This window comes from Microcoleus sp. A6-C6 (assembly GCF_036705955.1).
GTDB lineage: Bacteria > Cyanobacteriota > Cyanobacteriia > Cyanobacteriales > Microcoleaceae > Microcoleus.
In genome coordinates, this window is the sequence record NZ_JAUBVR010000110.1 from 1 (window position 1) to 15,129 (window position 15,129).

Here is a 15,129-nt window from a genome sequence, read left to right on the forward strand (position 1 = left end):
CAATGTCCGAAGCAATAGCTGGAGTCACTGAGAAGCCTACGCCATACTGTACTCAGTTGGCGTAGGAGTATGTCACTCTCGGACAATCCACCCGCGACTTTTATATTGATTGCCGCATTTTTATCTCGGTCGTGAACAGCTCCGCAAAATAAGCAAGTCCATTCGCGAACCGAGAGTTCTTTTTTACCGCCAATTTGTCCGCAGCAAGAACATCGTTGGCTGGTTGGTTCCCAGCGACTGATTACTATGAAATCTCTTCTATATATGGACGATTTAGCTTCCAGCATTGTCCGAAAACTTCGCCAACCCAAATCAGAAATAGCACGAGATAATTTGCGGTTTTTCATCATACCGGAGACGTTAAGGTCTTCCAAAACTATCGTTTGGTTTTCACGAATAATTCTGGTACTCAACTTGTGTAGGAAATCTTTTCGGGTGTCGGAGATTTTGGCATGAATCTTTGCCACTCTCCGGCGTGCTAATTCCCTCCGCTTGCTTCCCTTCTTTTTTCTAGATAGCTTGCGCTGTGATGAGCGAAGCTTCCTCAGATGCTTCTTGAGTGGCTTGGGAGATTTTACTTTTTCGCCTGTACTCAAAGTAGCGAAGTCGGTAATACCTAAATCTATACCAACAGATTGTCCGTTGTCGGGCAAGACTGCCGGATTAACTTCAACCACAAAGCTAGCAAAGTATCGATTCGCAGCGTCTTTGATTATTGTGACTGAGCTTGGCGCAGACGGTAGATACCTTGACCAGACAACCTTGATTCGCCCAATCCTAGCAAGGTAGACTTTCCCGTGTTTGATAGAAAAACCCCCTATCCTCAACCGTGCAGACTGTTTGCCGTTACGCTTCTTGAATTTGGGGCGCTGTACTTTCAGACCTTTTCTTTTGCCTTTAAGTGAATCAAAGTAGTTTTTCCAAGCTACTCCTAAATCAGCAATCGATTGTTGTAGTGGAATGTTTGACACTTCCGCTAGCCATTCTCGCTGTTCTAGTTTTTTAGCTTGGGTAATGAAGGTCTTTTGTAAATCCCCATTACTGGGTAGCTTGTCTGATGAGTTACAGAATGCTAGTGAATCGTTCCATACAACCCGACAGCAACCAAACAATTTAGCAAGGCTACGAACTTGCCCAGAAGTTGGATATATGCGGTATTGATATCGTTGTTTCATGTAACTATTTTAGCAGTAAAACAACCATTGAAAAATGTACATATGTTAAAATTCCGGCTAACTCAAAAATGAAGGCGGTTGAAACCGCTGCCGACTTTTCCCCGTGTCTAAAGCCAGGGGCTTGCGTCTCGTTTTCCGGTCAGCAAGAAAAGGGAAGAGGAAAGAAATTCCCAATTACCAATTCCCGATTACCAATTCCTGATTACCCTTGGAATATTCCCAATCTGCCCGTTTTTGACCAAAACTCGATCGCTCCACCCAACCCCGCACCAGTCAGAGAAACAGCAGCTAATATCACAAAAGTCCGCCATCTTTGGTGACCAAATATTTGAATATCGAGTCTGGCCAAAGCTCCGGCTGAAGTCAAGACTAAACCAGTCACAAATAGGTGCATCCAGGTAACAACTATAACTGCCAAAAAAGCTCCTAAAATGATCGAAATAAAAGCCCCGACATCACTGGAAATCCACCGCATAATCCATCTTTTTGTGTCCTTCAGCGGGAACGACAAGGCGATAGCTAACACTAAAATAGCACCTACGGCTAAAAACCAAGTCAGGTGCGGAGGAATATCAAACTCTGATAATTTCCAGCCAAAAATGAAATAAGTAGTAAAAAGTAGAGTGAGCGAAAGCCAAGAATTTTTTCTCATCTGATGAAAAGATTAGGGAAACCAGTTAAAAAAGATGATCCCGATAAATTATGGGTGGTTTTAGAGGTTAGTAGAAATAGCTTGCACCGGACAAGTAGGGATGCACTGCTCGCAGACGATACAGCGCGATCGAGCAAACGTTAGTTTAAAGCTTTCTGGGTCAAGGGTCAAGGCTTCTGTCGGGCAAACCCCGGTGCACAAGCCGCAGTGAACGCAGATGTCTTCATCAATGAGTATTTCCCGGCTGGCTAGGGAAACACCGATGCTTTGCGATCGCATCCAGTCGATCGCCGCTTCTAGTTGGTCAATGTCCCCTGATAACTCTAGCACCAGTTTGCCCACTTGATTTGGAGCCACCTGAGCGCGGATAATGTTGGCTGCAACATTAAAATCCTTTGCCAGTCGATAGGTGACAGGCATTTGGATCGATCGTTGGGGAAACGTCAGCGTTACCCGTTTTTTCACTTTGACCTCGGTAATTTACAAACAATCTTTCTGATCTTAAGTTTTAACGCACTTGGTCTAATTACTGGTATTAGCCAATTTTTTTATAAGATTGGTCTGATTATCTCAAAATGTGGTATAATCTGTATCTGTTATTAAAAATAAAAACATAAAAATAAAATCACCATTTATTTTATGAGTCTAAATTCGCCGAACTCAACTGCTGCCCCCACACCCAAAAATTCCGAAATAAACGTCGCCGCGCGCGTCAGAAACTTATTGATCGTATTAGCTGCGATCGCCCTTTCAGTATCTATCTTTGTGGGACTACGAACTCAAACGCCATCAAGTAGTCTCACCGAAATGGCAAAAGCCTCCGCACCGCTAGAAACAGCTTTAGTAAACGGCAAGCCGACACTCATGGAATTTTATGCTGATTGGTGCGGTAGCTGTCAAGCAATGGCTAACGATCTGAGCGCCATCAAACAGAAATACGTCGAACCGCTGAATTTTGTCATGCTGAATGTAGATAACGACAAATGGCTGCCAGAAATCACCAAATATCGAGTTGATAGCATTCCACACTTTGTCTACTTGAACAATAAAGGCAGCAGCGTTGCAGAAACGATCGGCGAAATGCCACGCAGTATTATGGAAGATAATTTAGATGCTTTAATTGCAGAAAAACCAATACCGCACTCGCAAGCTTCCGGTCAAGTTTCTGATTTTACTCCCGCCACAGGGCCTGTGAAAACAAGTAGCTCCGACCCGCGCGCCCACGGCAGTCAAGTACAGTAGTCAGTTGACAGTTGACAGTTGACAGTTGACAGTTGACAGTTGACAGTTGACATATTAAACAAGATTGCAAAAATCCGAAAATACCCTGAAACCATCTGCGTCAATCGGTGTTGATCTGCTCGATATCTGCGGTTGCTCTATGACTCGAAGATTTCTGCAATCTTGTCTATTCTGTCCGGTCGATTACCCCGAATCTGGTAAGGGCGGGTTCACCAACAATATTTGCCAAAAATTGACAATCTCAAAAACCCGCCCCGACCGAGATATCGCGGTTAATTGACAGGACATGATACCAGTTGTCAGTTATCAGTCGATCGCAACTTTAGCAAATTTTGATTGCGGGCGATCGACTACCTCTCAAGAAATATTTAACAAACTTTATTGAAAATTTATTAAAATTTATTATAATGGCAAAATGCGAAGTCTCAATACTCGATCGCTCCCGATAAAAAATAAAGCTCGATTCAAATAACTTGGTTGGAATCCCCCCGACTCATTCCTTCGCAGGCTGACTGACGCAGTAATCTAAAATCTAAAATCTAAAATCTAAAACCTAAAATCCAATGACCGCCGACAAACCCGGATTCAGCATTAGCGGCATCTCAATCCGCCGCCACATCGGTACTCTGATGTTGACACTCGCAATCATAGTCGTGGGCTTTTTCTACATCACCCAACTGCCCGTTGACTTGCTACCCTCCATCACCTATCCCCGCATCGGCGTGCGCCTAGACGCCCCCGGAATCTCCCCAAAAGTCGCAGTTGACGAAGTTACCCGCCCCCTCGAACAAGGACTTTCCGCCACCGAAGGAGTCATCCAAATATTTTCCCGCACCCGCGAAGGACAAGTCAGCGTCGATTTATTCTTCAAGCCTGGGGGCAACATTGACCAAGCCCTCAACGATGCCACCGCCGCCGTCAACCGCATCCGCAACCGACTTCCCGACAATGTTGAAGCCCCCAGGCTGTTCAAAGCTGACCCTTCCCAACAACCTGTTTATGAATTTGCCCTCACTTCCAACTCCCTGCAAGGAGTTGATTTGCGCGTATTTGCCGACGAAGAATTATCGCGAGAATTAAACGTAATTCCCGGAGTAGCATCAGTTGACGTTGCCGGCGGCGTACAAGAAGAAATTCAAGTAAATATTGATTTAAATCGCTTGCAATCTTTAGGCGTTAGTATTTCCGATGTTTTAAGCGCCCTCGAAGCCCGCAATCTCGATACTTCCGGCGGGCGGCTGCGACAAGAATCGGCAGAACCTTTAACCCGTACAGTCGGACGATTTCGGAGTGCCAAAGAAATCCAAGAAATTTCCTTTCAAGTATCTGGTTCCACTCCGCCAAAACGAGTTTTTTTACGAGATTTCGCCAAAGTAATTGACGGGACAGAAGAAGAACGAGTTAAAGTATTTCTCAATCAAAAACCCGCTGTAAAAATCAGCATTCAAAAACAGCCGGACGCAAACACGATTACAGTTGTAGATGGCATAAAAAAGAAACTCGAAGAATTAAAAGAATCAGGATTAATCACCGAAAGCACCACAATAGTCACTACCTCAGATGAGTCTAAATTCATCCGAGATTCTATCAGCAACGTCGTATTTTCAGGTTTGACTGGGGCTGCTTTAGCTGGTGCATCAGTTTTGTTGTTCCTCGCTTCCCTGCGCCAGACTTTTATTATTGTCTTGGCAATTCCCCTCGCAACTTTAATGGCGATTATCCTGATGGGGCTTTTTCATCTGTCTCTGAATATCTTTAGTTTAGGAGGTTTGGCGCTCGGTGTGGGCATTGTGGTCGATAACTCGATCGTTATGTTGGAAAATATTGTCGAAGGAACTAGCAATCATAAAAACCAGGGATTAAGTAACAAACAGTTGATCCAGCAAGCAGAAAATAGCAGCCAAGAATTAGAATCAGCTTTATTTGCCTCCACTATTACTAACTTAGTTGCCGTACTGCCATTTTTGCTGATCGGCGGCTTAGTTTCCCTGCTGTTTAACGAGCTAATTCTCACCATCACTTTTTCAGTCGCCGCGTCTTTGATTGTCGGATTAACTGTTGTACCGATGATGGCTTCTCGACTGCTAGCATTGCCCGTATCCAGCGGTTTGAGCAACTTTTGGCCGCTGCAAGCATTCAACCGATCTTTTACCAATGCTACCGCCGGCTACGGGAAATTTTTATCAGGAATAGTGCGGTGGCGGTTAATTGTAGTTGTACTGGCGATTGTTATATTGGGCGGCGGCAGTTGGCAGATGGCTGGTCAAATTCCCCAGGAAATCTTACCTCAAATTAGTACCGGTCAAGCGAGATTATTTGCTTTGTTTCCGGCAGGTACTAATTTGGCAACCAATCAAAGAGTGATGGCGGAAGTCGATAAAATTCTACTCAGTCAGCCGGAAACTGAATACTCTTTGACTACGGTGGGCGGGCTGTTGTTCGGCACTACTACGAGCGAGAATTTGCTGCGCGGTGGCAGCAATATTACACTAAAAGCAGGCAGCGATACTTTAGCTTTTGTGGAAAAAGTTAATCAAGAATTGAAGAAAGTTAATATACCTAAAGGAACTCGGTTGCGACTGATTCCTGAAAATGTGCGCGGTTTGGTTTTGACTAATTCTCCGGTGCGCGGTGCGGAGGTTGATGTTATGCTTCAGGGCGAAAACGAGCAGGTATTGCTGCAAGCTGGCCGCGACATTTTGGAGACTTTGGAAAAGAAGGTAAAGTTAGCCAGCTTTCGCCCGGATACCGATCCGCCGCAACCGGAAGTGCAAATTCGCCCGAATTGGGAACAAGCGGAAATCTACGGGTTGAGTGCGAGGGAAATTGGAGAAACTATTCAGACAGCAATTCAAGGTGCTGTTCCCACGCAGTTGCAGCGGGGAAACCGTTTGGTTGATGTGCGGGTACAGTTCGATCGCGCTTCTATCCAGTCAATTTCTGAACTAAAATTTATCCCTTTAACTGCGAGGAATAACGCTCGCATTCGCTTGGGCGACGTGGCGAGTATTGAGGTGGGAAAAGCACCGGGAGAAATTCAAAGACTCAACCAGCGCCAAGTTTTCTTGATTGCTGGGAATATTAATAAGGGTGCGAGTTTGGGGGATGCTTTGAAACAAGTGGATGCTGTTTTGGCGGACATCAAATTGCCGCCGGGAGTGCGAGTGATTCCGAGTTCGGCGGCGGAAACTAACCGGGAATTGCAAAGTTCGCTGATTATTTTAGGCTCTTTGGCGGCGTTTTTGGTATTTGTGGTGATGGCGGTGCAGTACAATTCGCTTGTCGATCCGCTGGTGATTATGTTGACGGTTCCTCTGGCTTTGGCTGGCGGGATTTTGGGGCTGTATGTGACTAAAACTGCGATCGGCGCGACGGTGATTGTGGGGGCGATTTTGCTGGTGGGGATTGTGGTAAACAATGCGATTATTATGGTGGAACTGGCAAACCAAATTCTGGAAGACGAAAAGGTCGATCGCGCGACAGCAATTCTCAGGGCTGCACCTCAACGTTTGCGGCCAATTTTGATGACAACTATCACCACAGTTTTGGGTTTATTTCCGCTAGCTTTGGGAATTGGAGAGGGCTCAGAGTTTTTGCAACCTTTGGGGGTTGTGGTGTTTTCCGGTTTGTCCCTAGCGACGCTGCTGACGCTGTTTATCATTCCGTGTTTTTATATTTTGCTGCACGATTTCTTTGGGATGTTTTCAGCGAAGAAGTCGCAGACAGTGGCTATTCCCGTGCACAAGGCGGGGGGAAAGACTACGAATTGATTGATCATAGCCTCGTTGATTTACGGGCGGTTTCCTGGAGTCTGGCGGGGGTTTAAACCCCTGTCGGACGAGGAAACTCACAAGATTTATCATCGCCTCTACCATATTTCAAGCGTTTAAGCGACACCCCAGCCACGCCAGCCGACGCCCCACCAGCACCCCACGGCCTGATATTTTCTTGTCTCAGTCTCATAAAGTTACATTCCGTTACAATAGAAAAAGTAAACAGAACTTGCAGGCGAGCTAAACAATCAATGCGCTTAATCTTAATGACCGGAAAAGGCGGCGTCGGCAAAACCTCCGTAGCCGCTGCTACAGGGCTGCGCTGCGCCGAATTGGGATACAAAACCCTAGTGCTGAGCACAGATCCCGCCCATTCCTTGGCCGACAGCTTCGACATGGAACTCGGACACGACGCTCGACTGGTCAAACCCAATTTGTGGGGAGCAGAATTGGACGCTCTCAGGGAATTAGAAGGCAACTGGGGAGCAGTCAAACGCTACATTAGTGACGTTTTGAGAGCGCAGGGACTTGATGGCGTGCAAGCTGAAGAATTAGCCATTTTGCCGGGAATGGACGAAATATTTGGTTTAGTGCGGATGAAACGCCATTACGACGAGGGAATTTATGATGTTTTAATTATCGATTCCGCACCCACCGGCACAGCATTGCGATTGCTAAGTTTGCCGGAAGTTGGCGGCTGGTACATGAGAAAATTTTACAAACCATTGCAAGGTATATCTGTTGCCCTCAGACCTTTAGTTGAACCGTTTTTTAGACCACTTGCGGGATTTTCTTTGCCCGACAAAGAGGTGATGGATGCACCTTACGAATTTTACGAACAAATCGAAGCTTTGGAAAAGATTTTAACTGATAATACTGTGACTTCGGTAAGGTTAGTTACGAATCCTGAAAAAATGGTAATTAAAGAATCTTTGCGCGCTCATGCCTATTTGAGTTTGTACAATGTTGCTACAGATTTAATCGTAGCTAATCGAATTATTCCCGAAGAAGTAACCGATCCATTTTTCAAGCGTTGGAAAGAAAGCCAGGAGAAGTACCGTCAAGAAATCCACGAAAATTTTCGGCCGCTTCCTGTAAAAGAAGTGCCGCTTTATTCCGAGGAAATGTGCGGTTTGCCAGCTTTGGAACGCTTGAAAGAAACGCTTTATGCAGATGAAGACCCCAGCAAGGTTTATTACACAGAAAATACGATTAGAATTGTGCAGGACAATAATCAATATGTTCTCGAATTGTATTTGCCGGGAATTGCTAAGGATCAGATTCAGTTGACGAAAACGGGAGATGAGTTGAATGTTCGGATTGGGAATCACCGCCGCAATATGGTTTTGCCGCAAGCTTTAGCGGCGCTGCAACCTTCGGGGGCGAAGATGGAGGATGATTATTTGAAAATCAAGTTTGCTTGATGTTATACCAATTTTCTAAAATCGTGCAACACTCTTCGACCCCCCCTAGCCCCCCCTTGCAAAGGGGGGGAACAAGAATACTGTTGCATTCTTTTTTAAAATTGGTATTAATCAAGAGGATGCGGCAATGCCGTTGTGCTAATACCAATTTAATGGGTAGTTGCACATATCTCGATCCCCCTAAATCCCCCTTCAAAAGGGGGACTTTGATCGGAATCTTGTCCCCCCTTACTAAGGGGGGTTAGGGGGGATCGGATTCTATGCAGCCTCATGAAGGATTGGTATTACGCACAGTAACCTCAAAATCATCGCAAAGCTTATTCACTAAATCTTCTATTTCTTTGAAAAAATAATCCCCAACAGTTTTTCGATTTCGTATTTTGTATCTTCGATAAATCTTAGCAAAATCTTCGTAAATTTCATCTTCGGGGACATTAGATTTGATCTTGACAATTAATCGTTTGCCGTCATCATTGCATTTTCGGATATCAGCAAAGAAATCGCTGATTTTAGCTGCAAATTCACGAATTTTTTCGCCTTTCAAATCTTCCTGATCGTTTCGGGCATCAATGATAGCTAGAACGTCAAATTGGTAAACTTTTGTGCTAAGTTCTTTGCCTTGAGCTACCTCAGTTACTTTCTTTTTCTTTGGCTCAGACTCTTGGATTTCAACCTCGATAATACCAATTTGATTATCGAAATAGACCTCGATCGCATCTTTGAGCTCATCAGTGCGATATAGTCTGCTGTAAATGGTGTTGAATAATCGCCAAAAATCTATAAAAGTAAGTTCGCTATATTTTTCATCTAGTGTGATAACATATTCAATCCCATTAAGGATGGTAAAATATTGAGCAGCTTTGGCTTTGGCATCAGCAGTATGTTTTGGATTGGCACTGATATACTTCTCAATACTGCTTTCTAAGTCGAGATAGCTTTGAGGATTGTTGCGCTTTGCGTCCTCCTTAAAGATTCGGAGAAAGACTTCAAAAAATTTGCTGTAAACATCCGAGCTTTTCAGTTCAGTAAATAGAATTTCTAGCACCCGCCGATCGCTAAATGGGTCAAAATCACTCACAACAACATCTGAGAAATGCTCGAAGGCATCTTTAATATTTTGTACATTGACGTTGTTATAAGAAAAATCAACGATTTTGCAATCATTTTTATATTTGGTGGTGCGGTTGACTCGTGAGATGGCTTGAATGGCTGCAATTCCTTTGATTTCTTTGTCTAGGAATAGGGTGTGTAGCCTTTTTTCGTCAAAGCCGGTTTGCAGCTTGGCGACGACGATAATTAAGCCGTTTTTCTTGAGGGCAAAATTTTCTAAGACTTTTTCTTCGGTGAGTCCATCGTTTAGCCCTGTGGCGCTTTGTTCATCTTGGTTGCTGGAATAGATAACATAGATGGGAGCGTTGGCATAGTGGGCATATTTGGGTTGTTTGACCAGTTCGTTGAAATGTTTGGTAACAGCCTGTTTGTAGACGATCGCCCCTTTAATCGAATATACCGCTAACATGGCCTTGCCCGTGCCTCGGATCTGCCGATAGACATCTTTGACCAGCAAATCGGCAATGTAGCAGCCGATCGCATCAATTCGATCGCGATTTTCGTAGATATTCTTTTTGTCAACGTCTTTGTAATTAGCTTCCTCAAAGCCCTCTAGCTCGTTGCTGGGCAGATCAAACAGCATTTTTGAGGCGACGGGGACAATATTTTTGAGGGGGTTCAGAATAAAGCCGTCTTCAATGGCTTCTTTCATCGTGTAGGAGTCGAAGGGCACCCAGAGCTTTTCGCTTTCCGCATAGCCGCTGAATTCACCAAAACGGGCCAGGGTGCGATCGTCCGGGGTGGCCGTGAAACCGACAATCAGGTTTTTTTTCGTCGGGAACCGGTTGTATTGTTTCGAGTCGTCAAAGGGGGTTTGTAGTTCGTCAAAGATATTCACCATTTCTTCATGTTGGTCGCCACTGTTGGAACGGTGGATCTCGTCAATAATTAAAAAAACGATGCGGAATTGGGCGAGTTTTTGCAGGGTGTCCGCGTCGAGGATTTCGCGCACAGATCCAAACTTTTGCAGGTTGACGATGACTAGGCGAGTGTCAGACTTAAGGGCTTCTTGGAAAGTTCTTTTATTGTGCGCCTCAATGTACATTCGGTTGTCGATGTTCATATTGAGCATTTTGGCATCGATCTGGCTGCGGAGTTGCAGGCGATCGACTACAATCATGATTTTGTCATAAACATATTGACCATTGCGGCGCAGGTCTTTGAGTTGCAGGGCTGTCCAGCCGATAATGTTGGATTTGCCAAAACCGGCGGCGTATTGCATTAGCAGAGAATAGACGTTTTTGTTATTATCGTAGGCTTGGCGCTTTTCGATTAGTTCTGCGCGTTTGGCGGCGGAGACATGGGCGAGTTGTTGTTCTAGCTGGTGAATGAAGTAGTCGTCTTCGGTTTCATGCTCTAAAAACTCGTCGATTTTAGCCAGAATTTTATCAGTGCCAAATTTTTGTTTGGGGCGGGGTGAAATCAGTAGCCCTAATTCGTTTTTGAGTTCCTTTTTGCCATTGACTACATAGACATCGCGCTCGATGAAATTGTAATAGAGGATTTCTTTTTCAATGAAGCTTTTGCCGTAGTGGGTGGTAAAGAGTTCTTTGAGTTTGTCTTTTTTGTCAGCGTTGGGATTGATCAGGGGATAGGGTTTGAAAACTTTGATCGCTTTCTTTTCGCACTCTTGGCGATCGTATTTTCCTTCGCGGCAAGTGGTGAGAATTTCGTCAAAAAAGTCAGAAATTGTGCGAATTACGTAGGTTTCACCAATATCGGTACTGGTAATGTGAACAGCTTTTTCAAAGATTTTCAGGAAGTCTTTGCGGTAGTTATCTTTTTCTTTGTCGCTGAGTAGAGGATGTTTATCAAAGGTTTCGGCATAGATTTTGACGGCTTCAAAGTAGTCTTTGATGACTTTGCCGCGTCCATTTTTGCTGGCGGTTTGGTTGCTGAGGTTGGATTTTAGTTCGCTATAGCCGAAGTAGATGCCGTTGACGAAGAAGCACAGATCCGGGCGAAAGGAAAAGATTTGTTTGCCCTGATATTGGTATTTGTAGGGCAGTTCTTGGACGACAGAAAAGATGTTTTGAGCAAAAAGGCTGCTATCGTGGATTACGCTGTCATCGGTGTAGAATAGATGCAGCTTAATGCCTTGCAGAGTGACGGATTTATTGGCATTGATGAAAAGTGCCATGTTACGGCTGCTGGCGATGCGTTCTTGGATTAGTTCGATCAGTTCTGTGAGTAGTTTTTGGGTGTTGCCGCTATATTTTTTAAGCAGGGTTTCGTAAGGCTTTTGATTGAGTTCTGTTGTAGAGATGAAGCTTTGGAGGTCTTCTTCGATAATTAGGGAATTGGTGACGGTGTTGGCTTTGACTTCTTGGTAGCCTAACTCTTCCCGAACAAATGGGATGAGGAATTTATTTTGTAAGTTTAGTTCGCTCATAGGTCAGACTACCTTTATTTTTCCTGTGACGACATCGTTAATTAGGGTTTTTCGGAGTTCTTTGAGTTTTTCGATTTGGGTGTTGATGGTTTGGATAATTTGCTCAATTTGGGCGGTTTTGGTGTCGAGGTAATCGGCTATTGCCTTTTGTTCGGAAATTGGAGGGAGAACTATACTCAACAGCCTAACTTTGCTCCCTTTAAGACCTAGAGCAGTAGACCCTGTTGCATTACGCTGTAAGCTATCTTGAAAAACAGAAGACATTAACCAATACTTCATAAAATAATTATCAAGGGTGTTGTTCTTTCCTCTGAATTTAATGATTCTCTGAGCGAGAGCAAAATCTAATCTATCAACATTTGCAACTTCACCGAGTGGAGCTTCTGTTGTAAATAAAACATCACCTATCTCAGGTTTTCCTCTATTTAAAAGTGACTGAACATCATCAACATCAACGAACTCCTCAGATAAAGAGTAATCAATACGACCCTTTTTAATATTTCTCGCTGTTACGAGGAGCATTCCATTTTCATCATTATTCACTTTCCTTGGAGTACGTCCTCTATAGTCAACAAGAGAAGACAAAGTTTTAACTAAGAATGTGATCTTCCAATGTTCAGGGACTTCGCCTAACCACTCGATCGCGCTATCCTTCATCGGCACAGTTTTATCAAGCCCGCGTGTTACGGTTTCGTTGATGAGAGACTGCTTGAGGTTACGGTATAGGGTGGCTTTCTGGGTGAGGAGGTCAATTTTGCGATCGAGCTGGGCGGTTTGGGTATCGAGGTAATTGGCGATCGTTTCTTGTTCAGGGAAAGGGGGAACAGGCAACAATAATCTTTTGATTCTATCAACTGACAAACCAGGTTGAGCAGAAGACAAAGAGTATTGATTCAGGTTCATAACCCTCAGTATTTCTCCATACCATTTGACATTAATTGACTGCCGTAAATAAACTACAACCGCGTGTTCTGTTGCCCAAAATTTACCAAAAGCATAGTTAATATTTCCGCACAAAGCACCTTGACGACCTATGAGAATATGACATCCTTCATTAGTATTTCTTGAAAAATACCCTCGCAATCCATTACCACCATAGACAGGATATTCTCCTTCCTCTTCTATTTGTTCTGAAGTAATATTATTTCCGCTTTGAAGGAATGATAGGTTTTTAATACGTTGTATTGTCCAATGCTCAGGCACATCACCCAACCATTCAACCTCACTATTCTTATACAATGGATATTTTTTAATTGATAATTTATAATTATTCATTGTTAATTCTCCCGTATTAATTTTCAATTAAATAAGCCTTATGCGCGTCAGCATAAATCTTTAACGCGATCGCCATCTGAAGCTTTGCGCGATCGCCTTGAGCCTCAAACCAATCCAAAACATCACTATCTTTATAAGCCTGATAACGTTCGATTTTCATAATGCTAACCCATCCTCAATAGCCTTTAACTCCTGATCAATATCTGCGATTTCATTTAAAATTGTGGCTACATCTCGCAACTTTTCCGGTTTATAAAACACCTTATTAAAATTAATCTCCACCCCCACCACATTTTCTAAATACTCAAACGGCTTCGTAATATACTTTGCCATAAAAGCCTCAATCCCCGCCCGATTCGCCACATTATCCCGATGGAAAGGAATAATTTCATAATCCTTCTGATAATCCGGCATTAATTCCACCGTAATTTCAATTTTTTCTGCCTGAGTTTTCGTCTCCTTTTTAAACGCCGCCTTCACCACAATTTTGCCACATCCCAAAGCTTCCTGCTTACCCAAAGCCTCCTTAATCAGCGTTTCGCGATCGGCATCAAACCAATATAAAGCCTGATTCGTCATCACCTTTAACCGCTGTTCCTTATAATCCAGAGAAGCAACAAACGGCTTAATATCCTGCTCAAAAGCCTCAGCCAACGAGCCAAACAGCGCCGAATCATACTTAGCGATCGTAAATTCTGTTAACGTTCTTTCCCCATTATCCAACTTCAACGGCAATAACTTCTCGCTAGTTTTACCTCCTTTCAAATGACTAGCAAACGTTTTACCCTGCTCATCAACATTCGTCAGCATAATTCCCTGTTTGTTAAAATAGAAAAACTCCTGATCAAACACCCGCCCATAGTCATTATCCACAAACTGCGCCAAAGTCTCCACAATCTCCAAGCGGCTTACCTCATCTATCTCCTTCCGCTTCGAGCCTTTACTTTTCTTGAGTGGTTTAAACTTCTCACTAGCATTAATCAACATCACCTTATCCCGACATTTTGGCGATTTATGCTTATTCAAAACCCAAAGATAAGTGTAAATTCCCGTATTAAAAAACTCATCCGTCGGTAACTGAATTACCGCTTCTACAATATCAGAATCCAACATCCATTTACGAATATTACTTTCAGCCGAACCCGCATCCCCACTAAACAGCGTCGAACCATTATGAACCACCACACCCATACCATTGCTAGTCATCTTCGATATTAGGTGCTGCATAAACAACAACTGACCATCGGAAATTGACGGCAGATACTTAAATCGCTGCGTCTTGTCGTTGGTGATGTCCTTCTGGTAGCCTTTCCAACTCACGCCATAGGGCGGGTTAGCCGTCACCACATCAAACTCATGGTTATAGAACTTGTCATCCGTCAGCGTGTTGCCATGCTCGATTTTAGAATCCACCCGAAACCGACTTTCGATCTTAGCGAGGGCGTAAAGTGCATCATTCCAGTCTTGGCCAAAGGTTTGAGTCAGCCGCTGAACCTTCGCTTTAATCCGGTCTTCTACCCCAAATAACAAGTTACCACCACCACAGGTGCAGTCGTAGATGTTCAGCAGGCGATCGGAATCTTCAATCTTAGAAGCAATAATCTCCGCAATCAGCGCGATCACATCATCGGGCGTGTACTGTTCCCCCGCCGTCTCCGCTGAAATATCGGCCCAGCGGCGTTTAATATGTTCTTCTAGGGTCGTAATTGCCGAATTATCAAACGGTTTGAGGTCAATGCCGCTCCACTCCTTCGTATAGCCCAATAGCACCTTTTTCGCCTTGAGCTTAGCAATCACCCCTTTGATATCCAGAAACTTCTCACCCTCAGTCGCATCTACCCCCAGCAAATCTTTTGTTTCCCCGTCAAAGCCCCGCAGGTATCCCTCAAAATCAATATCAAAGGATTTATCGTTCTGGCAGATATCCTTCAGCGTTTGGTTCTTCTCAAAAATATAGGCGTTATAGCCCTGCCCCTTGTCCTGGATTAGCTCGATCAACTCGTCTGGGGAGGGTGCATCTCACTTTGGCGAGTATGCCAAAAAAGGGTTAAAATGAAAAAGCTAGTAAAATTGCCAAATAAAGATG

Annotated in this window: 10 protein-coding genes; 3 read left to right on the top strand and 7 right to left on the bottom strand. The window is 44.0% G+C overall.

The genetic code is table 11. The features are described 5' to 3' along the window. The 3 genes from QUB52_RS26745 to QUB52_RS26755 all read right to left on the bottom strand — a co-directional run. Positions 1-1,175: RNA-guided endonuclease InsQ/TnpB family protein (locus QUB52_RS26745; RefSeq protein WP_332975350.1), on the bottom strand; the 1,175-nt coding region annotated here is incomplete at its 3' end. A 202-nt stretch (positions 1,176-1,377) separates the two neighbouring features. Next, a complete protein-coding gene (locus QUB52_RS26750) occupies positions 1,378-1,827 on the bottom strand; it encodes a hypothetical protein (protein ID WP_265236751.1) in 450 nt (149 codons plus the stop codon). A 60-nt stretch (positions 1,828-1,887) separates the two neighbouring features. After that, on the bottom strand, positions 1,888-2,292 hold the full coding sequence (locus tag QUB52_RS26755; protein ID WP_265236753.1) for an NIL domain-containing protein: 405 nt from the start codon (positions 2,290-2,292) through the stop codon (positions 1,888-1,890). 174 nt (positions 2,293-2,466) lie between these two features. Here QUB52_RS26755 and QUB52_RS26760 point away from each other — a divergent pair, with 174 nt between their 5' ends. The 3 genes from QUB52_RS26760 to QUB52_RS26770 all read left to right on the top strand — a co-directional run bounded on the left by QUB52_RS26760 (position 2,467) and on the right by QUB52_RS26770 (position 8,266). Next, positions 2,467-3,069: a thioredoxin family protein gene (locus QUB52_RS26760; protein WP_265236755.1), complete on the top strand. Its 603-nt coding sequence runs from the start codon at positions 2,467-2,469 to the stop codon at positions 3,067-3,069. 563 nt (positions 3,070-3,632) lie between these two features. Next, positions 3,633-6,839 carry an efflux RND transporter permease subunit gene (locus tag QUB52_RS26765; RefSeq protein WP_332975351.1) on the top strand — a complete coding sequence of 1,069 codons (3,207 nt, stop codon included), beginning with the start codon at positions 3,633-3,635 and terminating at the stop codon, positions 6,837-6,839. A gap of 254 nt (positions 6,840-7,093) precedes the next feature. Further along, positions 7,094-8,266, top strand: coding sequence for a TRC40/GET3/ArsA family transport-energizing ATPase (locus QUB52_RS26770; protein WP_332975352.1), 1,173 nt, complete (start codon positions 7,094-7,096; stop codon positions 8,264-8,266). Between the two features lie 268 nt (positions 8,267-8,534). Here the strand turns inward: QUB52_RS26770 and QUB52_RS26775 are convergent, their stop codons facing one another. The 4 genes from QUB52_RS26775 to QUB52_RS26790 are packed head-to-tail and all read right to left on the bottom strand — an operon-like array spanning position 8,535 to position 15,041. Then, the gene (locus QUB52_RS26775) at positions 8,535-11,768 is read right to left on the bottom strand and encodes a type I restriction enzyme subunit R domain-containing protein (RefSeq protein ID WP_332975353.1); all 3,234 of its coding nucleotides are present in this window, start codon (positions 11,766-11,768) and stop codon (positions 8,535-8,537) included. A 3-nt stretch (positions 11,769-11,771) separates the two neighbouring features. After that, entirely contained in the window at positions 11,772-13,043 is a 1,272-nt protein-coding gene (locus QUB52_RS26780) for a restriction endonuclease subunit S (RefSeq protein WP_332975354.1), read from the bottom strand. A 16-nt stretch (positions 13,044-13,059) separates the two neighbouring features. Beyond that, positions 13,060-13,203: a hypothetical protein gene (locus QUB52_RS26785; protein ID WP_332975355.1), complete on the bottom strand. Its 144-nt coding sequence runs from the start codon at positions 13,201-13,203 to the stop codon at positions 13,060-13,062. Then, positions 13,200-15,041 carry an HsdM family class I SAM-dependent methyltransferase gene (locus tag QUB52_RS26790; protein WP_332975356.1) on the bottom strand — a complete coding sequence of 614 codons (1,842 nt, stop codon included), beginning with the start codon at positions 15,039-15,041 and terminating at the stop codon, positions 13,200-13,202. The genes QUB52_RS26785 and QUB52_RS26790 overlap by 4 nt, the downstream gene beginning before the upstream one ends. Positions 15,042-15,129 lie beyond the last annotated feature (88 nt).